The organism is Ralstonia sp. SA306 (assembly GCF_054792405.1).
The window spans coordinates 210,449-232,046 of record NZ_CP096451.1; the positions used below are offsets into that span (position 1 = coordinate 210,449).

Genomic DNA, 21,598 nt, shown 5'->3' on the forward strand with positions numbered 1-21,598 from the left:
TCAGGCAAACAGGCGGGCGAGTTCGGCGCCCGGGTCTTCGGCGCGCATGAAGGCTTCGCCGACGAGGAACGCGTTGACGGCGGCGGCGCGCATCTTGCGCACGTCGTCCGGCGTGAGGATGCCGGATTCCGTCACGACGATGCGATCGTCCGGCATGTGCTTGAGCAGGTCGAGCGTGGTGTCGAGCGAGGTTTCGAACGTGCGCAGGTTGCGGTTGTTCACGCCCACCAGCGGCGTTTGCAGGCGCAGCGCGCGGTCCAGCTCATGGCCGTCGTGCACTTCCACCAGCACGTCCAGGCCGAGTTCGAGCGCGCACGCTTCGAGTTCGACCATCAGGCCCTGATCCAGCGCAGCAACGATCAGCAGGATGCAATCTGCGCCCCACGAGCGCGCCTCGTACACCTGGTACAGATCGACCAGGAAGTCCTTGCGCAGTGCGGGCAGCGCGCAGGCGGCGCGGGCTTCGCGCAGATAGTCGGCGTGGCCCTGGAAGAATTGCTCGTCGGTCAGCACCGACAGGCAGGCGGCGCCGTGCTCGGCATAGCTGCGGGCGATGTCGGCGGGCTGGAAGTCCGGGCGCAGTACGCCCTTGGACGGTGACGCCTTTTTCACCTCGGCGATGACGGCGGCGTGGCCGGCGGCGATCTTCTCGCGCATCGCCTTGGCAAAGCCGCGGGGGCCGAGGGCGCTGTCCGTGCGGTTGGCCTCGGCCTCTGCGCGCACACTCGTGAGGTCACGGTGCTTGCGCGCGGCGGCCACTTCTTCGGCCTTCACGGCCAGGATTTTCTGCAGGATGTCGGACATATCAGGCTTTGAACTGGTTGGTGACGCGCACGAGCTCGTCGAGCTTGGCACGCGCTGCGCCCGAGGCGATCGCCTCGCGCGCCAGCTTCATGCCATCGCCGATCGAGCCGGCGATGTTGGCTGCGTACAGCGCTGCACCCGCGTTGAGCGACACGATTTCGCGCGGGGTGCCGGGCTTGTTTTCCAGCGCGTCGATCAGCATGGCTTTGGACTCCTCCGCATCGGCCACTTTCAGGCTGCGGTTGGAGACCATCTGCATGCCGTAGTCCTCGGGATGGATTTCGTATTCGGTCACCACGCCGTCCTTGAGTTCCCCGACGAGCGTGGCGGCACCCAGCGATACCTCGTCCATGCCGTCCTTGCCGTAGACGACCACGGCGTGTTTCGCGCCCAGGCGCTGCATCACACGCACCTGAATGCCGACCAAATCCGGGTGGAACACGCCCATCAGGATGTTCGGCGCGCCGGCCGGGTTGGTCAGAGGCCCGAGGATGTTGAAGATCGTGCGCACGCCCAGTTCCTTGCGGATGGGGGCGACGTTCTTCATGGCGGGGTGGTGATTGGGCGCAAACATGAAACCGATGCCTGCCGTCTCGATCGATTCGGCCACCTGCTCGGGCGTGAGCATGATGTTGACGCCCAGCGCTTCGAGCACATCGGCGCTGCCGGACTTGGAGCTGACGCCGCGCCCGCCATGCTTGGCGATGCGTGCGCCAGCCGCCGCCGCCACGAACATCGAGGCGGTCGAGATGTTGAAAGTGTTGGCGCCGTCGCCGCCCGTGCCGACGATGTCGACGAAGTGATCGGACACCTCAGCGGGCACATCGACCTTGGTGGCGAATTCGCGCATGACGGTGGCAGCGGCCGCGATTTCGCCGATGGTCTCTTTTTTGACGCGCAGCCCCATGGTGAGGGCGGCCGCCATGACTGGCGACATCTCGCCGCGCATGATGAGCCGCATCAGATGCAGCATCTCGTCGTGGAAGATTTCGCGGTGCTCGATACAGCGAACGAGCGCTTCTTGCGGGGTGATGGACATGATCGTTCCGTATTCAGTTGGGCGCTGCCGGAGCCGCAGCCGGGGTGGCCGGCTGTGCGACGTCGCGCAAGGCGCCGATGCGCTCACGCGACAGGTCGGCCTCGCACGCGGCTTCGGCCAGGTCGGCATCGGGCGTGTTGCGAGCCAAGCGGCGTTCCAGGTCGCATTCGGCCTGTCGATAGAGTTGGTGTGCGCGCACGGTGCGGTCAAAGGCCATGGCGGCGCCCCGATCAATGCCGCCGCGCAGGTTCATGCGTGCGCGCAGGTCGTTGCGGCGGGCGGACTCCGCGGTCGCCAGTTCGGCCAGCGCTGCCTTGCGTGCGCCTTGCACGCATTGAGCGACGCCGCCGGCTTCAGACTGGGCCGCGCGGCAGGCTTCCAGCGTACTGGCCATTGCCGGCAGGCTTGCCATCAATGCGGCCACGACCGCGCACGCGCGGCGCATCAGACGCGTTCCTTCAGGAAATTGCCAAGCAGTGCATGGCCGTGTTCAGACAGGATCGATTCCGGGTGGAATTGCACACCTTCGACGGGCAGCGTCTTGTGGCGCACGCCCATGATTTCACCGTCTTCCGTCCAGGCGGTGATTTCCAGGCAGTCCGGCAGCGTTTCGCGCTCGATCGCCAGCGAGTGATAGCGCGTCACCTTGAAATGCCTCGGTAGGTTGGCGAACACGCCCACGCCGGTGTTTTCGATGGTGCTGACCTTGCCGTGCATCACCTTCTGTGCGCGGATGACTCGTCCGCCAAACGCATCTGCGATGGCCTGGTGCCCCAGGCATACGCCCAGGATGGGCACGCGCCCTGCAAAGTGCTTGAGGGCTGGAACCAGGATGCCGGCTTCCGTCGGCGTGCACGGGCCGGGCGACAGGCAGATGCGCTCGGGGTTCAGCTTTTCGATCTCTTCGATCGTGATCTCGTCGTTGCGGAACGTGCGCACGTCCTGGCCGAGTTCGCCAAAGTACTGGACGATGTTGTAGGTAAAGGAGTCGTAGTTGTCGAGCATCAGCAGCATGGTGTTCTCCTTGACCTCAGAAATCGGCGTCGAGGCCGTCTTGCACTTGCTCGGCGGCACGCAGCACGGCGCGCGCCTTGTGTTCGGTTTCCCTCCATTCGGCATCCGGGTCCGAATCGGCCACCACGCCGGCGGCGGCCTGCACGTAGAGATTGCCGTCCTTGATGATGCCGGTGCGAATGGCGATAGCCAGATCCATCTCACCCGAGAACGAGAGATAGCCCACCGCGCCGCCGTAGATGCCGCGCTTGACCGGCTCCAGCTCGTCGATGATCTCCATCGCCCGCACTTTGGGTGCACCCGAGAGTGTGCCGGCCGGGAAGGTCGCGCGCAGCACGTCCATGTTGGTCATGCCGGGCTTCAGGCGGCCCTCGACGGAACTGACGATGTGCTGCACGTGCGAATACTTCTCGATGACCATCTGGTCCGTCACCTTGACGGAGCCGATTTCGGCAATGCGGCCGATGTCGTTGCGCGCCAGGTCGATCAGCATGACGTGCTCGGCGATTTCCTTCGGGTCGTTGAGGAGCTCGGTGGCGAGTTCCGCATCGCGCTCGGGCGTGCTGCCGCGCGGGCGCGTGCCGGCCAGCGGGCGGATGGTGACGATGCGGGCGGATTCGTCGGCGCCGTTGCCGTTGTTTTCAGCAGCCGGCACACGACGTTCTTCCTGGCGCACCAGGATCTCCGGCGATGCCCCGACGATCTGCATGTCGCCGAAGTTGTAGAAGTACATGTACGGCGACGGGTTCAGCGAGCGCAGCGCGCGGTACAGCGACAGCGGTGCGTCGCGGAACGGCTTGACCAGGCGTTGGCCGATCTGCACCTGCATCATGTCGCCGGCGGCGATGTATTCCTTGGCCTTGAGCACGGCGGTGATGTAGTCGGCCTTGTCGAACTCGCGAATGGTGTCGGTGCGCACCGACGGCGACGTCACCGGCACATCCACCGGCTGGTGCAGCTTCGTGCGCAACGCGCGCAGGCGCTGCTTGGCGCGTGAATAGGCCTCGGGCTTGGACGGATCGGCGTAGACGATGAGGTAGAGCTTGCCCGACAGGTTGTCGATCACGGCCAGCTCTTCGCACAGCATGAGCTGGATGTCGGGCAATTGCAGATCATCGGGCGGGGCGGTTTCGGCCAGGCGCGGCTCGATGAAGCGCACGGCGTCGTAGCCGAAATAACCAGCCAGGCCGCCGCAGAAGCGGGGTAGGCCCGGGCGCAGCGCCACTTTCTGGCGGCGCTCGAACGCGGCGATGAAGTCCAGCGGATTGCCGTCGTGCGTTTCCACCACCTTGCCGTCGGTCACCACCTCGGTGTGGTTGCCCTTGACGCGCAGCAGCGTGTGCGCGTGCAGGCCGATGAAGGAGTAACGCCCAAAGCGCTCGCCGCCCACCACCGATTCCAGCAGGAACGTATGCGTACCGCGGTCGTGTGATTGCGCCAGCTTCAGATACAGCGACAGCGGCGTCTCCAGGTCGGCCAGAGCCTCGGCAATCAGCGGAATGCGGTTGTAGCCCTGGTCGGCCAGCGATTTGAATTCGAGTTCGGTCATGAGCGGTCAGGTCGATTCGCCAGGCGGGCGGTTGCGCACCCACCGGCATGCGTTCGCTCCACGGCAAACGCAAGAGCGTCAATGATGCCGTCGGAACGTTAGCAGAACATCAGGGATGGGAACGCGCGAACGTCGTAAAAGCGACCGTGCGATCCTGCAAGGGTCGTCCGCAGCCGAAAGCGGGCCAGCGGAAGACCGGCGGGCGGTCAGCGTTTGGGGCAGGAGATGCGGGGGTGGTTTGGGCGGCGCGCTCGTGACGCGCCAGAGTGCCGAAACCGAGGAAGAACGATCAGCAGCCGTGCAAACGCTTACGCCCGGACGAGGGCGTGCCAGGGCCGCCAGGGCCAGGCCCCCCGGTCACCACCAGCGTCGACGCGTTTGCGATTCAGGAACATGGATCGTCAGTTGGAAGCGGCAGAGACGGTATTGTGTGGCTCTGCATAGGGCCGGATCAACTCAGCTGCCGCAAAAAGTGTGTCGACTATAGCATCGGCTCCTGCGTGCTGTATAGGCTGGCCGTGGTTGTAGCCATACGGCACCGCCAGCACGCGCATGCCGGCCGCGCGGGCCGCGCGAGCGTCGTTTTCCGAGTCACCAATGGCCACGATTTCAGTCGGGGTCACGCCAAACGCCTCCGCCACCCGCAGCATGGGGTACGGATCGGGCTTGCGATACTGGAAGGCGTCACCCGGGTAGACGAGGTCGAAATACGTGTTCAGACCGAGCTGCGCCAGAAGCGGCTGCGTGAAATCGTGTGGCTTGTTCGTCACGCACGCGAGAGCGATGCCCATGTCGCGCAGTGCAGCCAGCCCTTCGCGCACGCCTTCATAGACGTTCACGTGTTGACCATTGATGGCGATGTAGGCGCGCTGGTACGCCTCTAGCCCTTCCGCAAAGCGGCTGTTGGCCTGAGCCGGTGGCAAGCGCGCATCGAGCACGCGCCGCACGAGGTTTTCCGAGCCCTTGCCGACGTAGCCGACGACTTCCTCGGTCGGCATGTCCGGCGTGGCGCCAAGCGCCTCCAACATCGCATTGATGGCGGCGTGGAAGTCGCCCGCGGTGTCCACCATCGTCCCGTCCAGGTCGATGATGACAGCGCGAACAGCGCCGGCGGGTAGCACGCCCGTCGTCATGCCAGGGGGGCCAGCGCTTGGCGCAGCGCACCCACGGTGCCACGGTAGCCGCCATCTGCATCCGGCTTGCCGAACACCGCCGAACCCGCGACGAAGGTGTCGGCGCCGGCTTTGGCAATCTCGGCGATGTTGTCTGCCTTCACGCCACCGTCAATCTCAAGCAGGATCTTGCGGCCGGTCTTGTCTTGGTATGCGTCGAGCTTCTGACGAACGGTGCGCAGCTTGTTCAGCGCTTCCGGAATGAACGATTGGCCGCCAAAGCCCGGGTTGACCGACATGATGAGCACCATGTCCAGGCGATCCATCACATGATCCAGATAGTGCAGCGGCGTGGCCGGGTTGAAGACCAGGCCAGCCTTGCAGCCGTTGTCGCGGATCAGCGCCAGCGAACGGTCGATGTGCTCCGAAGCTTCCGGGTGAAACGTGATCAGGTCAGCGCCGGCCTTGGCAAAGTCCGGGATGATGCGATCGACCGGGCTGACCATCAGGTGCACGTCGATCGGCACCGGCTTGCCGTCCTTTTGCGCGTGCGGGCGAATTGCCTCGCAGACCAGCGGCCCGACGGTCAGGTTCGGCACGTAGTGGTTGTCCATCACGTCGAAATGGATCCAGTCGGCGCCCGATTCGAGCACGCGGCGCACTTCTTCGCCAAGGCGGGCGAAGTCGGCGGACAGGATGGACGGGGCAATGCGGAAACCGGACGGATCGATGGCTGCGGACATGATGGGAGACGGATAAGGCGCGCAGATGCGCAAAGGAGGCCGCCATTTTAGCCGGATCGGCCGTCTGCCAGCGCCTTGCCGCTGCCACAGCCATGCCGCACAATGGGCGCCAATTCTGATTGTGGATCGACATGCCGAGCTACGAATTCACCGTCCAGGTCCGGACGCGCTATCTGCCGGAGCAATCCGAGCCGGAACAGGGCAGCTACGCCTTCGCCTACACCATCACCATCCGCAACACCGGTGACGTGCCGAGCCAGCTCATTTCCCGCCACTGGGTGATCACCGACGCCGACGAGCAGGTGCAGGAAGTGAACGGCCTGGGCGTGGTTGGCCACCAGCCGCTGCTGCCGCCGGGCGAGTCTTTCGAATACACGAGCTGGGCGACCATCAAGACACCCGTGGGCACGATGCGCGGAGAATACTTCTGCGTGGCTGAAGACGGTCACCGCTTCGAGGCGCCCATCCCCGAATTTGCGCTGGTGATGCCGCGCATGCTGCACTGATCGGGAATCAGGGCGCGTCGGATTTGGCCGCTTGCGAATCTTTCGGGGCGGCGGCGGTCGATTCCGAAGGCTTGGCGGCATCGCTATGGCGCGACGGGTGTTCGGGCGGCGCACGCAGTGGGCGCGGATGCTTCTTGGCGCCCGACATCGTCCAGATCACGATGAAGATCAGCAGGAACAGCGCCACGCCGGCCTCCAGGCCGAACAGCATCATCGGATGGTTTTCAAAGAATTCGCTCATGGTCGACGGCGGGAAGCTCGGGTGCGAGGCATTGTAGCCAAGCCCGGGGCCGCACCGGACAGGATGGAACACGCATGACAGCAGCAACCTTGGACGCATTGACACGAGCCGGCAACTCCCTGCACCGCCGATGGGCTGCGCGGATGGGTTCCCTGGCCGCGGCACTGGTCGCCGCAATGCTGGCAGCTTGCACGAGCGGGCCGCCGCCGCGCGTCGAAGCGCCGCAGGCGCCCACCGGCACGCTCGGCGGCCATCTGGCTCCCGCCACCTGGGCTGATGTGTCCGGCTGGACTGTCGATGACCTCGCCTCCGCCTGGCCCGCACTGCAATCGAACTGCCAGGCAATGAAGCGTCGCGCCGATTGGTCGCGTGTGTGCACGGCCGGCCTGATGGTGGATGCCGGCGATCCGATTGCCATGCGCGTTTTCTTTGAAGACAACTTCACGCCGTATCGGGTCGTGAAGGACGACGGCACCGACAGTGGCCTCATCACCGGCTACTACGAACCGCTGCTGCGCGGCTCGCGCACCCGCCACGGGGCCTATCAGACGCCGCTGTACCGCATGCCCGCTGCGTGGCGCGGCAAGACCCTGCCGGCCCGCGCGCAATTGATCCGCAGTCCGGCGCTCCAGGGTCAAGAGATTGTCTGGGTGGACGACCCGGTCGAAGCAGCGTTCCTGCAGATCCAGGGTTCGGGCCAGGTTCAGTTGGAAGAGGGCGGCATCATGCGCCTTGGCGTGGGCGGGACCAACAACCAGCCGTTCCGCTCGTTCGCGCGTTGGCTGCTCGACATGGGTGAAATCACACCGGTGCAGGCGACCATGCAGGGAATCAAGGCCTGGGCACGCGCCAATCCGGGCCGCGTCGAGGAGATGCTCAACATCAACCCGCGCTACGTGTTCTTTGCAGAGACGCCGGGCAACACGGGCGGCCCGATCGGCAAGCTCGGCGTGCCACTCACCGACGAGCGTTCGATTGCAGTAGATCCGACTTACATTCCGCTGGGCTCCCCGGTGTTTCTGTCGACCACCAAGCCGCTGTCGACCGATCCCATCCAGAAACTCGTTTTTGCGCAGGACGTGGGTTCAGCCATTCGCGGCGCCGTCCGTGCCGATTACTACTTCGGCCATGGCGATGCCGCGGGCGACCTGGCCGGGCGCATGAAGCAGGCGGGCCGCCTTTGGGTGCTCGTGCCGAAGGGTGGCAGCGTCGGCGTCGCCGCCCGCTAAAGAGAGGGACTAACCCCGTCGCAAGTCCACCACGCGGCGCGCCTTGCCGACCGAGCGCTCGATCCCGCCGCTGGCCAACGTCTCGATCGCCGCTGTCACGCCAATCAACGATTTGATGTCGTGCGCCAGTTGGCGGCCCGCCGATTGGGCTGCGTCAGCCGGCGCACCCAGCGCCGCCTCGATCCGCACCGTCAGCGTATCCAGCGGTCCTTCCTTGCCGAGCACGCATTGATAGTGCGGGGACAGCGCCGCGTGCTTCAGGATCAATTCCTCGATCTGCGAGGGGAACACGTTCACGCCGCGCACGATCATCATGTCGTCGCAGCGGCCGGTGATTTTCTCCATGCGACGGAAGCCCGGACGCGCCGTGCCCGGCAATAGACGCGTCAGATCGCGGGTGCGATAGCGCACCACGGGCATCGCTTCCTTGGTCAGCGAGGTGAACACCAGTTCGCCGAACTCGCCGTCAGGCAGCACCTCGCCCGTGTCCGGATCGATGATCTCCGGATAAAAGTGGTCTTCCCAGATGGTTGGGCCGTCCTTGGTCTCGGCGCATTCGCTGGCCACGCCTGGCCCCATCACTTCCGATAGGCCATAGATATCGACCGCTGAAAGCCCCATGCGCGCTTCGATGGCGCTGCGCATCTCGGGCGTCCATGGCTCGGCACCGAAGATGCCGATCTGCAGGCTGGACGTGGCCGGGTCCATGCCTTGCCGCTCGAACTCGTCAGCAATTGCCAGCATATAGCTGGGCGTGACCATGATGATCTGCGGCTGAAAATCGACGATCAACTGCACTTGCCGCTCGGTCTGCCCCCCACCGAATGGGATGGCCGTCAGCCCAGCGCGCTCCACGCCGTAATGCGCGCCTAAGCCGCCGGTGAAAAGCCCGTAGCCGTAGCTCACGTGGACCTTGTCGCCGCGCCGTGCTCCCGCCGCCCGAATCGAGCGCGCCACCAACCCGGCCCACGTATCGATATCCGCCAGCGTGTAGCCGACGACCGTGGGTTTGCCCGTCGTGCCCGACGACGCGTGGATACGCGCAATCCGATCCTGTGGCACCGCAAACATGCCGAACGGATAGTTGTCGCGCAAATCCGCCTTGGTCGTGAATGGAAACCTCGCCAGATCGGCAAGCGACCGCAAATCCGACGGATGCACGCCCGCCGCGTCGAATTTGGCCCGGTAGGCCGGCACGTTCTCATACGCGTGCGCCAAGCTGCGCTTCAGGCGTTCAAGCTGCAACGCCTGGATGGCGTCACGGCTGGCGGTCTCGATTGGATCGAGCGGCAGGTCGGTCGAGCGGGGGCGCATGCGGGTCTCCTCGGGATGCCGTCGTGCGGCGTCCTCTTGTGGTGGCGCGATCTCGGATCTTTATAACGATGGTGCGGCTAGGCCTCGCTGCTGTCGGAGACGGGAATGACGTGGCCGCGAATCTGTGCGGACTTGCCGCGAAACATGGCGACCACCTCACCGGCTTGGTTGGAGACACGAACGTCGTACACGCCATGCCGGCCGGACAAAACCTGCTCGGTTGCCTCGGCGACGAGCACATCGCCGCCATGCGCCGGCCGCAGAAATTCGACGCTGCACCCAGCCGCCACCGTGTTGTGATTGTGGCTGTTGCAGGCAAACGCGAAGGCAGAATCGGCCAGCGTGAAGATCAGTCCGCCATGACACGTGCGATGGCCATTCAGGAATTCCGGCCGCACGGTCATGGATAAGCGGGCATAGCCGGGCCCGACCGCCTCCACGTGCATGCCAAGCCAGCGGGTGCAGGCATCGGCGTCAAACATGCTCTTGCAGGCGGCCTCGGCCAGGACCTGCGCATCGTGGAGGGTGGTCTCGGTCATGCAGATTCCTCTATTCGCCGGTGAAATGCGCCACGCGCTTGTTGAGGAAAGCGTCGACGCCCTCAGCGTAATCATGAGAGTTGCCGAGTTCGCGCTGCAGGTCGCGTTCCAGATCCAACTGGGCGTCGAGCGACTGGGTGGGCGCCGCATGCATCGCACGCTTGATGGCGGCCAGCGCCCGCGTCGGCTGCTTGGCCAAGTGGTCGGCCATGCAATTCACTTCGGTCATCAGGATCTTGGCATCGTGATAAACGCCCCAGATCAGGCCCCAGGCGAGCGCTGTCTTTGCGTCCAGCTTCTCGCCAAGCATCGCCAGCCCCATCGCCCGCGCCACACCGATGCGTTGCGGCAGGAACCACGTCCCGCCCGAATCCGGCAACAGCCCGATTTTCACGAAGGCTTGTAGGAAGCACGCATTCTCGGCAGCCATCACGATGTCGCAGGCCAGCGCCAGATTCGCGCCCGCGCCCGCGGCCACGCCGTTCACAGCGGCAATCACTGGCAGGGGCATGGCACGCAGTCGGCGCACCAGCGGGTTGAATTGTTCGTCGATGAGCTGACCCAGGTCGGTCATCTGACCGGGCGTGACATTGAGTTCGGAGATATCCTGCCCCGCGCAGAAACCGCGCCCCGCTCCGGTCAGGATCAGCGCGCGGGCCCGCTGGCGCTCCACCTTGTCCAGCGCGTCGCGCAGTTCCTGGTGCATGCCGGCCGTGAAGCTGTTGAGCTGATCGGGCCGGTTTAGCGTGATGGTTGCCACGCGTTCATGCCAGTCAAGCAGAATGGTCGGGCTAGTCATCTTGTCTCCTCCTCGGTCATCGGTTTATTGATTAACCGACCGGTTGGTCGGCTAATATTACATCCATTCCAACTGGAGCTTCCATGTCCTACGAAAACATTCTGGTTGAAACGCGCGGTCGCGTCGGTCTTATTACGCTCAATCGCCCGAAGGCGCTCAATGCCCTCAACGATGCGCTCATGGATGAGCTTGGCGCCGCGCTGCTCACCTTCGATGCCGATGCCAACATCGGTGCCATCGTCATCACCGGCAGTGAAAAGGCGTTCGCCGCGGGCGCGGATATTGGCGCCATGGCTGCATACGACTTCGCCACGGTCTATAAGAACGAATACATCACGCGCAACTGGGAAACCATCCGCCGCATCCGCAAGCCGGTGATTGCCGCAGTGGCCGGCTACGCGCTGGGCGGCGGCTGTGAACTGGCCATGATGTGCGACATCATCCTTGCCGCCGACACCGCCAAGTTCGGCCAGCCAGAAATCAAGCTCGGCACCATGCCCGGCGCCGGCGGCACGCAGCGCCTGCCGCGCGCCGTCTCCAAGGCCAAGGCCATGGATCTTTGCTTGACCGCCCGCATGATGGGCGCTGAAGAAGCTGAGCGCGCCGGCTTGGTCTCCCGCGTCATCCCCGCAGACAAGCTGCTCGACGAAGCCATCCAAGCCGCAGAAACCATTGCCGGGTTCTCGCTGCCCACGGTCATGATGATCAAAGAGTCGATCAACGCGGCCTACGAGACCTCGCTCAGCGAAGGCGTACATCTTGAGCGCCGCCTGTTCCACTCCACATTCGCCACGGAAGACCAGAAAGAGGGCATGCGCGCCTTCGTCGAGAAGCGCGCACCGGCGTTCAAGCACCAATAAGCAGTGCTTAGCGGAGTGATCTCGGGAATACCCGAGTAACAACCTCGAGTATTCACGGCCTCGTTTGCGCGTGCTTTGCGGCCGCAATCCTAGGCGCAGACGGGGCTGGCGGCGATTCTTCACGAACTCGTCATCAACCCGTAATGACAAAGGTGTTGCCAACCTCCAGGAACCCGCCTATAGTTCGCCCCTCGCTGCAAAACACAGCGCCGAAACGCAGGTTGAGGCGGTGGAGTTGGGTGGTGGAGAAGCAGGAGTGGGGCGAGTTTGCGGTCGATTGTGTGGTTGGCGATTGGCTGGAAATTCAGGAGTGGTTGGTGGCGAGTTGATGATAAAAATTCTTCGACGAGTTGTTGACAGCGACGAAAAAGCTCTGCATAATCTCGTTTCTCTGCTGCAGACAACGCAGCGACGCGGTGAACAAAGTTGATCGCGAAGTTCTTTAACAAGCAAACAGCCGATAAGTGTGGGCGCTTAATACTGGATGCGGCGGATTTCGATCCGCTAGCTAACAAGTAATGAAGTGCTCGCACAGAAGTAAGGTTTGAACGAAAGTTCAAGTCAGATTCTGAGAGTGAGCGACCGCTCGTAAAGAGCGAAAAACAGCAGATTGAACTGAAGAGTTTGATCCTGGCTCAGATTGAACGCTGGCGGCATGCCTTACACATGCAAGTCGAACGGCAGCATGATCTAGCTTGCTAGATTGATGGCGAGTGGCGAACGGGTGAGTAATACATCGGAACGTGCCCTGTAGTGGGGGATAACTAGTCGAAAGATTAGCTAATACCGCATACGACCTGAGGGTGAAAGTGGGGGACCGCAAGGCCTCATGCTATAGGAGCGGCCGATGTCTGATTAGCTAGTTGGTGGGGTAAAGGCCCACCAAGGCGACGATCAGTAGCTGGTCTGAGAGGACGATCAGCCACACTGGGACTGAGACACGGCCCAGACTCCTACGGGAGGCAGCAGTGGGGAATTTTGGACAATGGGCGAAAGCCTGATCCAGCAATGCCGCGTGTGTGAAGAAGGCCTTCGGGTTGTAAAGCACTTTTGTCCGGAAAGAAATGGCTCTGGTTAATACCTGGGGTCGATGACGGTACCGGAAGAATAAGGACCGGCTAACTACGTGCCAGCAGCCGCGGTAATACGTAGGGTCCAAGCGTTAATCGGAATTACTGGGCGTAAAGCGTGCGCAGGCGGTTGTGCAAGACCGATGTGAAATCCCCGAGCTTAACTTGGGAATTGCATTGGTGACTGCACGGCTAGAGTGTGTCAGAGGGGGGTAGAATTCCACGTGTAGCAGTGAAATGCGTAGAGATGTGGAGGAATACCGATGGCGAAGGCAGCCCCCTGGGATAACACTGACGCTCATGCACGAAAGCGTGGGGAGCAAACAGGATTAGATACCCTGGTAGTCCACGCCCTAAACGATGTCAACTAGTTGTTGGGGATTCATTTCCTTAGTAACGTAGCTAACGCGTGAAGTTGACCGCCTGGGGAGTACGGTCGCAAGATTAAAACTCAAAGGAATTGACGGGGACCCGCACAAGCGGTGGATGATGTGGATTAATTCGATGCAACGCGAAAAACCTTACCTACCCTTGACATGCCACTAACGAAGCAGAGATGCATTAGGTGCTCGAAAGAGAAAGTGGACACAGGTGCTGCATGGCTGTCGTCAGCTCGTGTCGTGAGATGTTGGGTTAAGTCCCGCAACGAGCGCAACCCTTGTCTCTAGTTGCTACGAAAGGGCACTCTAGAGAGACTGCCGGTGACAAACCGGAGGAAGGTGGGGATGACGTCAAGTCCTCATGGCCCTTATGGGTAGGGCTTCACACGTCATACAATGGTGCATACAGAGGGTTGCCAAGCCGCGAGGTGGAGCTAATCCCAGAAAATGCATCGTAGTCCGGATCGTAGTCTGCAACTCGACTACGTGAAGCTGGAATCGCTAGTAATCGCGGATCAGCATGCCGCGGTGAATACGTTCCCGGGTCTTGTACACACCGCCCGTCACACCATGGGAGTGGGCTTTACCAGAAGTAGTTAGCCTAACCGCAAGGAGGGCGATTACCACGGTAGGGTTCATGACTGGGGTGAAGTCGTAACAAGGTAGCCGTATCGGAAGGTGCGGCTGGATCACCTCCTTTAAGAGCGTGCATCCGACGTTAGGCGTCCACACTTATCGGTTTGTTTGATGTTACAGCCAAGGGTCTGTAGCTCAGGTGGTTAGAGCACCGTCTTGATAAGGCGGGGGTCGTAGGTTCAAGTCCTACCAGACCCACCAAGTTACGGACGGTGGAAGTTGTTCTCTGCCGTGACTGGGGGATTAGCTCAGCTGGGAGAGCACCTGCTTTGCAAGCAGGGGGTCGTCGGTTCGATCCCGTCATCCTCCACCAATACCTTTTGGTTGCCAAACGCAAGCATCGACAGAGAAGTCGATGAATGCGGTGTTTGCGTTTGGCTTAGCCAAGACGAGTGATAACTCGGCTGTTCTTTAACAATATGGAATGTAGTAAAGGTGTCGCGGTGCGTTGATGAGACGCACATTCAAAACGCGACACTGGGTTGTGATTGTATCAACCAGTATTACCAGAGCAATCGAAAGATTGTCTTGGAATACGGCACAACGCGAGAACTCAGCCTATATCGAGACATACTCGTTATAGGGTCAAGCGAATAAGTGCATGTGGTGGATGCCTTGGCGATTACAGGCGATGAAGGACGTAGTAGCCTGCGAAAAGCTGCGGGGAGCTGGCAAACAAGCTTTGATCCGCAGATATCCGAATGGGGAAACCCGGCCCGAATGGGTCATCCCTTGCTGAATACATAGGCAAGGGAAGCGAACGCAGTGAACTGAAACATCTAAGTAGCTGCAGGAACAGAAATCAACCGAGATTCCCAAAGTAGTGGCGAGCGAAATGGGATCAGCCTTGTACTCTTTAGCAGTATTGTTAGCAAAGCGGAATGGAAAGTCCGGCCATAGTGGGTGATAGCCCCGTATGCGAAAACAGTATTGTGGAACTAGGTGTACGACAAGTAGGGCGGGACACGTGAAATCCTGTCTGAAGATGGGGGGACCATCCTCCAAGGCTAAATACTCGTAATCGACCGATAGTGAACCAGTACCGTGAGGGAAAGGCGAAAAGAACCCCGGGAGGGGAGTGAAATAGATCCTGAAACCGCATGCATACAAACAGTCGGAGCCTGGAAACGGGTGACGGCGTACCTTTTGTATAATGGGTCAGCGACTTACATTCAGTGGCAAGCTTAACCGATTAGGGAAGGCGTAGCGAAAGCGAGTCCGAATAGGGCGTTCAGTCGCTGGGTGTAGACCCGAAACCAAGTGATCTATCCATGGCCAGGTTGAAGGTGCGGTAACACGTACTGGAGGACCGAACCCACTAACGTTGAAAAGTTAGGGGATGAGCTGTGGATAGGGGTGAAAGGCTAAACAAACTTGGAAATAGCTGGTTCTCTCCGAAAACTATTTAGGTAGTGCCTCGTGTCTCACCTTCGGGGGTAGAGCACTGTCATGGTTGGGGGGTCTATTGCTGATTACCCCGCCATAGCAAACTCCGAATACCGAAGAGTGCAATCACGGGAGACAGACATCGGGTGCTAACGTCCGGTGTCAAGAGGGAAACAACCCAGACCGCCAGCTAAGGTCCCTAAATATTGCTAAGTGGGAAACGAAGTGGGAAGGCTAAAACAGTCAGGAGGTTGGCTTAGAAGCAGCCACCCTTTAAAGAAAGCGTAATAGCTCACTGATCGAGTCGTCCTGCGCGGAAGATGTAACGGGGCTAAGCAATATACCGAAGCTGCGGATGCACGTAAGTGCATGGTAGGAGAGCGTTCTGTAAGCCTGTGAAGGTGTCTTGTAAAGGATGCTGGAGGTATCAGAAGTGCGAATGCTGACATGAGTAGCGATAAAGGGGGTGAAAGGCCCCCTCGCCGTAAGCCCAAGGTTTCCTACGCAACGTTCATCGGCGTAGGGTGAGTCGGCCCCTAAGGCGAGGCAGAGATGCGTAGCTGATGGGAAGCAGGTTAATATTCCTGCACCGTCGTATGATGCGATGGGGGGACGGATCGCGGAAGGTTGTCCGGGTGTTGGATGTCCCGGTCCCTACATTGGAGATGGCACTTAGGCAAATCCGGGTGCGTGATTCAAGGGTGTGGGGCGAGCGACTTTAGGTCGCGAAGCAATTGGAAGTGGTTCCAAGAAAAGCCTCTAAGCTTCAGTCATACGAGACCGTACCGCAAACCGACACAGGTGGGCGAGATGAGTATTCTAAGGCGCTTGAGAGAACTCGGGAGAAGGAACTCGGCAAATTGGTACCGTAACTTCGGGATAAGGTACGCCCTTGTAGTTTGACTGGCTCGCGCCAGAAGGACGAAGGGGTTGCAATAAAATGGTGGCTGCGACTGTTTAATAAAAACACAGCACTCTGCAAACACGAAAGTGGACGTATAGGGTGTGACGCCTGCCCGGTGCCGGAAGATTAAATGATGGGGTGCAAGCTCTTGATTGAAGTCCCGGTAAACGGCGGCCGTAACTATAACGGTCCTAAGGTAGCGAAATTCCTTGTCGGGTAAGTTCCGACCTGCACGAATGGCGTAACGATGGCCACACTGTCTCCTCCCGAGACTCAGCGAAGTTGAAGTGTTTGTGATGATGCAATCTCCCCGCGGCTAGACGGAAAGACCCCATGAACCTTTACTGTAGCTTTGCATTGGACTTTGAACCGATCTGTGTAGGATAGGTGGGAGGCTTTGAAACCGGGACGCTAGTTTCGGTGGAGCCGACCTTGAAATACCACCCTGGTTTGTTTGAGGTTCTAACCTTGGCCCGTGAATCCGGGTCGGGGACAGTGCATGGTAGGCAGTTTGACTGGGGCGGTCTCCTCCCAAAGTGTAACGGAGGAGTTCGAAGGTACGCTTGGTACGGTCGGACATCGTACCTAAAGTGCAATGGCAAAAGCGTGCTTAACTGCGAGACCGACAAGTCGAGCAGGTGCGAAAGCAGGACATAGTGATCCGGTGGTTCTGTATGGAAGGGCCATCGCTCAACGGATAAAAGGTACTCTGGGGATAACAGGCTGATACCGCCCAAGAGTTCATATCGACGGCGGTGTTTGGCACCTCGATGTCGGCTCATCTCATCCTGGGGCTGTAGCCGGTCCCAAGGGTATGGCTGTTCGCCATTTAAAGAGGTACGTGAGCTGGGTTTAAAACGTCGTGAGACAGTTTGGTCCCTATCTGCCGTGGGCGTTGGAATCTTGACGGGGGCTGCTCCTAGTACGAGAGGACCGGAGTGGACGTACCGCTGGTGTACCTGTTGTCTCGCCAGAGGCATCGCAGGGTAGCTATGTACGGAAGAGATAACCGCTGAAAGCATCTAAGCGGGAAACTTGCCTGAAGATGAGGATTCCCTGGAGACTTGATCTCCCTGAAGGGTCGTTCGAGACCAGGACGTTGATAGGCTGGGTGTGGAAGCGCAGTAATGCGTTCAGCTAACCAGTACTAATTGCCCGTGCGGCTTGATCCTATAACCGGTATGTTTCCGGCTGGGTCCGCCTTGTGCCTGATACACACAACTCACAACCCAAAATCTACATTCCCATATTGGTCCCGTTGACCTCGTCAACGTGACGACAAGTCATAGCCTGGTGACCATAGCGAGTCGGTACCACCCCTTCCCATCCCGAACAGGACCGTGAAACGACTCCGCGCCGATGATAGTGCGGATTCCCGTGTGAAAGTAGGTCATCGCCAGGCTCTCCCATACAACACCCCAGCTCTACCTTAGAGCTGGGGTGTTTGCCTTTGCGCGGCCCATCCGCTTCTTTCGTACCAGCTTCACCCCAAAGCAAAAAGCCTCCGAACGGAGGCTTTTTCGGTCACCCCAGCGGGCTTATTAGTTACGTGCCAAGAATTTCTCGACTAGGCGAACCCAATATGTCGCGCCCAGCGGCAGCAACTCGTCATTGAAGTCGTAGCTTGGATTGTGCAGCATACACGGGCCCAGACCGTGGCCTTGCTCGCGGTGGTCGCCGTCGCCGTTGCCAATGAAGGCGAAGCAGCCAGGCTTCTCGATCAGCATGAACGAGAAATCTTCGGCGCCCATGGTCGGATCGATATTGGCTTCCACGTTATCTGCGCCCACCAGCTCTCGCATCACAGCCGCCGCAAACTGCGTTTCATTTTCCGTGTTCACAGTCGGGGGGTAGTTGCGGTGGAAGACGAAGTCGATCGTGCAATCGTATGCGGCGGCGATGCCCCTAGAGACTTCTTCCATGCGGCGCTCGATCAAGTCGAGGACTTCGGTGGAGAAGGTGCGTACCGTGCCGCCTATCCAAGCTTCGTTCGGAATGATGTTGGTCGCGTCACCGGCATGGAACTGTGTGACGGAGAGGACTGCGGTGTCGATCGGGCGCTTGTTGCGCGTGATGATGCCTTGCAGTGCCGATACCACCTGAGCCCCGACAAACACCGGATCGTTGCCGTTGTGCGGTAGCGCGGCGTGCGCGCCCTTTCCCTTGATCGTGATGCGGAACTCGTTGCTCGATGCCATTAGCGCGCCGGCGCGTGTGCCGAATGCGCCGACCGGCACGCCCGGCCAGTTGTGCAAGCCAAAGACGGCGTCGCACGGGAAGCGATCGAACAGGCCGTCCTTGATCATCTCGCGTGCGCCGCCGCCGCCTTCTTCGGCGGGTTGGAAGATCAGGTTTGCGGTGCCGCTGAAATTGCGGTGCTTGGACAGGTAATGTGCAGCGCCGAGCAGCATTGCCGTGTGGCCGTCGTGGCCGCACGCGTGCATCTTGCCGTCGTGTTTGGAGCGATGCTCGAACTGGTTGGCCTCGGCGAGCGGTAGTGCGTCCATATCGGCGCGCAGGCCGATGCTCTTGCCCTCACCGTTGCGGATAACGCCGACCAGGCCGGTCTTGCCCAGGCCCCGGTGCACTTCGATGCCCCATTCGGCGAGCTTCGCGGCGACCAGATCGGAAGTGCGCTGCTCTTCGAAGCAGAGTTCGGGGTGCGCGTGGATGTCGCGTCGCAGCGCTTGGATCTCGGGCTGCGCGGCTTGGATTTCTGGGATCAGCTTCATGAGATGCTCGTGTTCTGGCTGAAAGTTCGGAATCACATTCGATCATACGCCGAAGGGCGATTTCCGACCGGCCATCAGCCAATTGCTTGATCTGTCCATGCAGTTTCGTATGGATTCTTCACGCGATGGCTTGTGCGCTCTCGCTTACAGTCAAAGCCGAGCGGCTGAAACGCCTACACTGGAGGTCCGCTAATTAACGGCGCGCCGCCGATATCCCCCCGCCCGCCGCAGTTCTCGAGCGCTACGTGAACGACCCGAACCCCATCATGTCTGCCGACGCCATCGCTGCCGCACCGCACCCTTCCGACGAAGTTCTGCAATTGATTCGCACCCTGGTGGCGTTCGATACGGTCAGCCGCAACTCCAATCTTGGCCTGATCGAGTGGGTGCGCGATCGCCTGCAAGCCCAGGGGGCGGACTGCAGACTCACGTATGACGCAACGGGCGGCAAGGCGAACCTGTTTGCAACGCTATCACCAGGCAGCAAGCCAGGGCTGGTGCTGTCTGGGCATACCGATGTGGTGCCCGTCGATGGCCAGTCGTGGGAGACGAACCCATTCGATGCTCAGATCCGCGATGGCCGCCTGTACGGGCGCGGCACGGCCGACATGAAGAGCTTCATTGCCGTGGCGCTCGCGAATGTGCCCGCGTTCATGGCGGTGGAGGGCGATGCCAGCTTTCATCTCTCGCTGTCGTACGACGAGGAGATCGGCTGCGTGGGCGTGCGCAGCCTGCTGCGTGATCTGGAGGCCAGCGGCATTCAGCCTGCGGGGTGCATCGTCGGCGAACCCACGTCGATGCGCGCCATCATTGCGCACAAGGGCAAGCGCGAATATCGATGCTGCGTGCGCGGCAAGGAAGCGCATTCCGCGTTGACGCCGCAGGGCGTGAATGCCATCGAGTTTGCGGCGCTGCTGATTGCGCATATTCGCTCGCTAGCCGCGCGTCTGGCGGCGGAAGAGGCACGCGATGTCGCCTTTGTCGTGCCGCACACCACCTTGAACACGGGCACGATCAAGGGCGGCATTGCCACCAACGTGGTGCCGCGCGATTGCGAATTTACCTTCGATTTCCGCTATCTCCCGGGTACCGATCCTGATTGGCTTTTCGGCGAGGTCGAGCGCTATGCGCAACAGACGTTGCTGCCGCAGATGCGCGAGATTTCTGCCGATGCTGACATCAGCTTCGCCATGAAGGCGAACACGCCGGGCCTGTCGATTGCGCCGTCGCACGAGCTGGTGACGCTGGCGCAAGCGTTGGCTGATAGCCGGGGCACGGTCGGCAAGGTCGACTATGGGACAGAAGCCGGACTGTTCTCGCGCGCGGGCATCCCGACTGTGGTGTGCGGTCCGGGCAATATCGAGCAGGCGCACAAGCCTAACGAGTACATCGAACTCGCGCAGATTGCGCAGTGCGAGGCGTTCATGCGGCGGCTCGCGCAGCGGCAGACACAGCCGGCTTGAGCGAAAAAAAACCGGGCATGTGGCCCGGCTTTTTGCTTATGGACGATGCGCGTTCAGCGAATCACTTGACCGTTCGAGTTGATGATCGTCATCTCAACAAACTTGGAGCCCACGTGGTTGGAGGGCGAGAAGTTCACGTTGAAGCCGCCCACGTCGTAGTTGCCCATCGACTCCAGCGCACCGATGAACTTCTCGCGAGTCAGGTCGCGGCCAGCACGCTTGAGACCTTCAACAAAGACGCGCGCCGCGACATAGCCCTCGATGCTTCCGTAGTCGAAATCGGTAATGCCGTCGGATTTAAGCAGCTTCTGGTAGTCGCGCACCACGGGCGATGCACCGCTATACGGATACGGCATCACCTGCGAGATGATCACGCCGCCGCCGGCCTTGCCCAGCGTATTGGCCAGCGCCTTGGTGCCGACGAACGATACGTTGTAGAACTGACCAGCGTAGCCCTGTTCCTGCGCCCCTTTTACCAACGCCGCCACCGTTTGGTAAGCGCTGATGACGACGATGGCGTCCGGCTTTTGTGCAAGCACGGTGCCGATTGCACCCTTCACGTCGGTGGTGTTGCGCGTCACGCTGGCCTGTGCCGCCAGCGACACACCCTGGTTGGCGGGAAGCTTAAGCGCGCGTTGCACACCGTCCAGGCCGGCCTTGCCGTAGGCATCGTCGTTATAGACCACGGCAATGCGCTTCAGCCCCGTAGTGTGGATCTGCTGGACGATGGCGGCGGTTTCATCGTTGTAGCTGGCGCGCACGTGGAACACATTGCGTGCGAAGGGCTCGCGCAGCGCCGAGGCGCCGGAGTAGGGCGCAAAGAACGGCACGCCGGCCGGGTTGGCGATCTTCAGCGCTGCCAGGCTCGTAGGCGTGCCGACATAGCCGAACAGGGCGAAGACCTTGGTGTCTTCGATCAGCGTCTTGGTGTTGCGGGCAGCCGCATCGGGTTCGTAGAAATCGTCGAGCACCTTCAGCTCGATCTTGCGTCCGTTGACGCCGCCTGCCGCGTTGACGGCATTGAAGTAAAGCTGAGCGCCGCGGTTCATCTGCTGACCGAGTTGCGCCGCCGGCCCGCTCATCGGCGCCGATTGGCCGACGATGATCGCGTCGTTGCTCACGCCCGTCTCGGCGCTCGCGCCGCTTGACGCCATGCCGATGATGCCCGCTGCGAACATGGCCATCAGTTCGGTGATTCTGCGAGATTGCATTGCTCTCCCCCGAGAGTTGATTTGCCCGGCATCATAGCTAAACGGGCTGGGGAGGCAAACAGAATCG

General features: G+C 61.0%; 17 protein-coding genes, 2 tRNA genes and 3 rRNA genes. 9 read left to right on the forward strand and 13 right to left on the reverse strand.

Features of this window, described 5'->3' with window-relative positions:
- The 7 genes from trpC to rpe all read right to left on the reverse strand — a co-directional run bounded on the left by trpC (window position 1) and on the right by rpe (window position 6,261).
- Complete coding sequence (gene trpC, locus M1D44_RS01050; RefSeq protein WP_316684589.1) at window positions 1-804, reverse strand: indole-3-glycerol phosphate synthase TrpC; 804 nt, start codon at window positions 802-804, stop codon at window positions 1-3.
- 1 nt (window position 805) lies between these two features.
- Entirely contained in the window at window positions 806-1,843 is a 1,038-nt protein-coding gene (gene trpD, locus M1D44_RS01055; protein ID WP_024977775.1) for an anthranilate phosphoribosyltransferase, read from the reverse strand.
- Window positions 1,844-1,856: 13 nt separating this feature from the next.
- Window positions 1,857-2,291 (reverse strand): lysozyme inhibitor LprI family protein, encoded by a 435-nt coding sequence (locus tag M1D44_RS01060; RefSeq protein ID WP_428984243.1) that lies wholly within the window; start codon window positions 2,289-2,291, stop codon window positions 1,857-1,859.
- Entirely contained in the window at window positions 2,288-2,857 is a 570-nt protein-coding gene (locus M1D44_RS01065) for an aminodeoxychorismate/anthranilate synthase component II (RefSeq protein WP_024977773.1), read from the reverse strand. The genes M1D44_RS01060 and M1D44_RS01065 overlap by 4 nt, the downstream gene beginning before the upstream one ends.
- A gap of 16 nt (window positions 2,858-2,873) precedes the next feature.
- Window positions 2,874-4,406, reverse strand: a complete 1,533-nt coding sequence (trpE, locus tag M1D44_RS01070; protein WP_024977772.1) for an anthranilate synthase component I — start codon at window positions 4,404-4,406, stop codon at window positions 2,874-2,876.
- A 401-nt stretch (window positions 4,407-4,807) separates the two neighbouring features.
- Window positions 4,808-5,539, reverse strand: coding sequence for a phosphoglycolate phosphatase (locus M1D44_RS01075; protein ID WP_316854374.1), 732 nt, complete (start codon window positions 5,537-5,539; stop codon window positions 4,808-4,810).
- Window positions 5,536-6,261, reverse strand: a complete 726-nt coding sequence (gene rpe / locus M1D44_RS01080; RefSeq protein WP_024977770.1) for a ribulose-phosphate 3-epimerase — start codon at window positions 6,259-6,261, stop codon at window positions 5,536-5,538. Before rpe ends, M1D44_RS01075 begins: the two co-directional genes overlap by 4 nt.
- Before the next feature lie 131 nt (window positions 6,262-6,392).
- Here rpe and apaG point away from each other — a divergent pair, with 131 nt between their 5' ends.
- A complete protein-coding gene (gene apaG / locus M1D44_RS01085; RefSeq protein WP_024977769.1) occupies window positions 6,393-6,767 on the forward strand; it encodes a Co2+/Mg2+ efflux protein ApaG in 375 nt (124 codons plus the stop codon).
- A gap of 7 nt (window positions 6,768-6,774) precedes the next feature.
- Here apaG and M1D44_RS01090 read toward each other — a convergent pair whose 3' ends face one another.
- Window positions 6,775-7,008: a hypothetical protein gene (locus M1D44_RS01090; RefSeq protein WP_024977768.1), complete on the reverse strand. Its 234-nt coding sequence runs from the start codon at window positions 7,006-7,008 to the stop codon at window positions 6,775-6,777.
- Between the two features lie 74 nt (window positions 7,009-7,082).
- Between M1D44_RS01090 and mltA the strand changes: the two genes are divergently transcribed.
- Window positions 7,083-8,237, forward strand: a complete 1,155-nt coding sequence (gene mltA, locus M1D44_RS01095) for a murein transglycosylase A (protein WP_316684593.1) — start codon at window positions 7,083-7,085, stop codon at window positions 8,235-8,237.
- A 9-nt stretch (window positions 8,238-8,246) separates the two neighbouring features.
- Here mltA and paaK read toward each other — a convergent pair whose 3' ends face one another.
- The 3 genes from paaK to paaG form a co-directional block, all read right to left on the reverse strand.
- Complete coding sequence (paaK, locus tag M1D44_RS01100) at window positions 8,247-9,551, reverse strand: phenylacetate--CoA ligase PaaK (RefSeq protein ID WP_112183533.1); 1,305 nt, start codon at window positions 9,549-9,551, stop codon at window positions 8,247-8,249.
- Window positions 9,552-9,628: 77 nt separating this feature from the next.
- A complete protein-coding gene (gene paaI / locus M1D44_RS01105; RefSeq protein WP_316854375.1) occupies window positions 9,629-10,090 on the reverse strand; it encodes a hydroxyphenylacetyl-CoA thioesterase PaaI in 462 nt (153 codons plus the stop codon).
- Between the two features lie 10 nt (window positions 10,091-10,100).
- Window positions 10,101-10,889 carry a 2-(1,2-epoxy-1,2-dihydrophenyl)acetyl-CoA isomerase PaaG gene (gene paaG, locus M1D44_RS01110; RefSeq protein WP_316854376.1) on the reverse strand — a complete coding sequence of 263 codons (789 nt, stop codon included), beginning with the start codon at window positions 10,887-10,889 and terminating at the stop codon, window positions 10,101-10,103.
- Between the two features lie 83 nt (window positions 10,890-10,972).
- Here paaG and M1D44_RS01115 point away from each other — a divergent pair, with 83 nt between their 5' ends.
- From M1D44_RS01115 to rrf, 6 genes are all read left to right on the forward strand, one after another.
- A complete protein-coding gene (locus M1D44_RS01115) occupies window positions 10,973-11,749 on the forward strand; it encodes an enoyl-CoA hydratase (protein WP_316854377.1) in 777 nt (258 codons plus the stop codon).
- 612 nt (window positions 11,750-12,361) lie between these two features.
- A 16S ribosomal RNA gene (locus tag M1D44_RS01120) occupies window positions 12,362-13,899 on the forward strand.
- A 60-nt stretch (window positions 13,900-13,959) separates the two neighbouring features.
- Window positions 13,960-14,036: transfer RNA gene (locus M1D44_RS01125), tRNA-Ile, on the forward strand.
- A 36-nt stretch (window positions 14,037-14,072) separates the two neighbouring features.
- A tRNA-Ala gene (locus M1D44_RS01130) sits at window positions 14,073-14,148 on the forward strand.
- A gap of 270 nt (window positions 14,149-14,418) precedes the next feature.
- A 23S ribosomal RNA gene (locus M1D44_RS01135) occupies window positions 14,419-17,297 on the forward strand.
- Window positions 17,298-17,414: 117 nt separating this feature from the next.
- Window positions 17,415-17,527 (forward strand): 5S ribosomal RNA (gene rrf / locus M1D44_RS01140).
- The 16S, 23S and 5S rRNA genes sit together here with 2 tRNA genes alongside, the layout of an rRNA operon.
- 139 nt (window positions 17,528-17,666) lie before the next feature.
- On the opposite strand, the gene M1D44_RS01145 is transcribed toward rrf, so the two are convergent.
- Window positions 17,667-18,857 carry a M20 aminoacylase family protein gene (locus M1D44_RS01145; RefSeq protein ID WP_316854196.1) on the reverse strand — a complete coding sequence of 397 codons (1,191 nt, stop codon included), beginning with the start codon at window positions 18,855-18,857 and terminating at the stop codon, window positions 17,667-17,669.
- Window positions 18,858-19,123: 266 nt separating this feature from the next.
- On the opposite strand from M1D44_RS01145, the gene argE reads away from it, so the two are divergent.
- Complete coding sequence (gene argE / locus M1D44_RS01150) at window positions 19,124-20,320, forward strand: acetylornithine deacetylase (RefSeq protein WP_024979205.1); 1,197 nt, start codon at window positions 19,124-19,126, stop codon at window positions 20,318-20,320.
- 53 nt (window positions 20,321-20,373) lie between these two features.
- Here the strand turns inward: argE and M1D44_RS01155 are convergent, their stop codons facing one another.
- The gene (locus tag M1D44_RS01155; RefSeq protein ID WP_316854197.1) at window positions 20,374-21,531 is read right to left on the reverse strand and encodes an ABC transporter substrate-binding protein; all 1,158 of its coding nucleotides are present in this window, start codon (window positions 21,529-21,531) and stop codon (window positions 20,374-20,376) included.
- Between the last annotated feature and the right edge of the window lie 67 nt (window positions 21,532-21,598).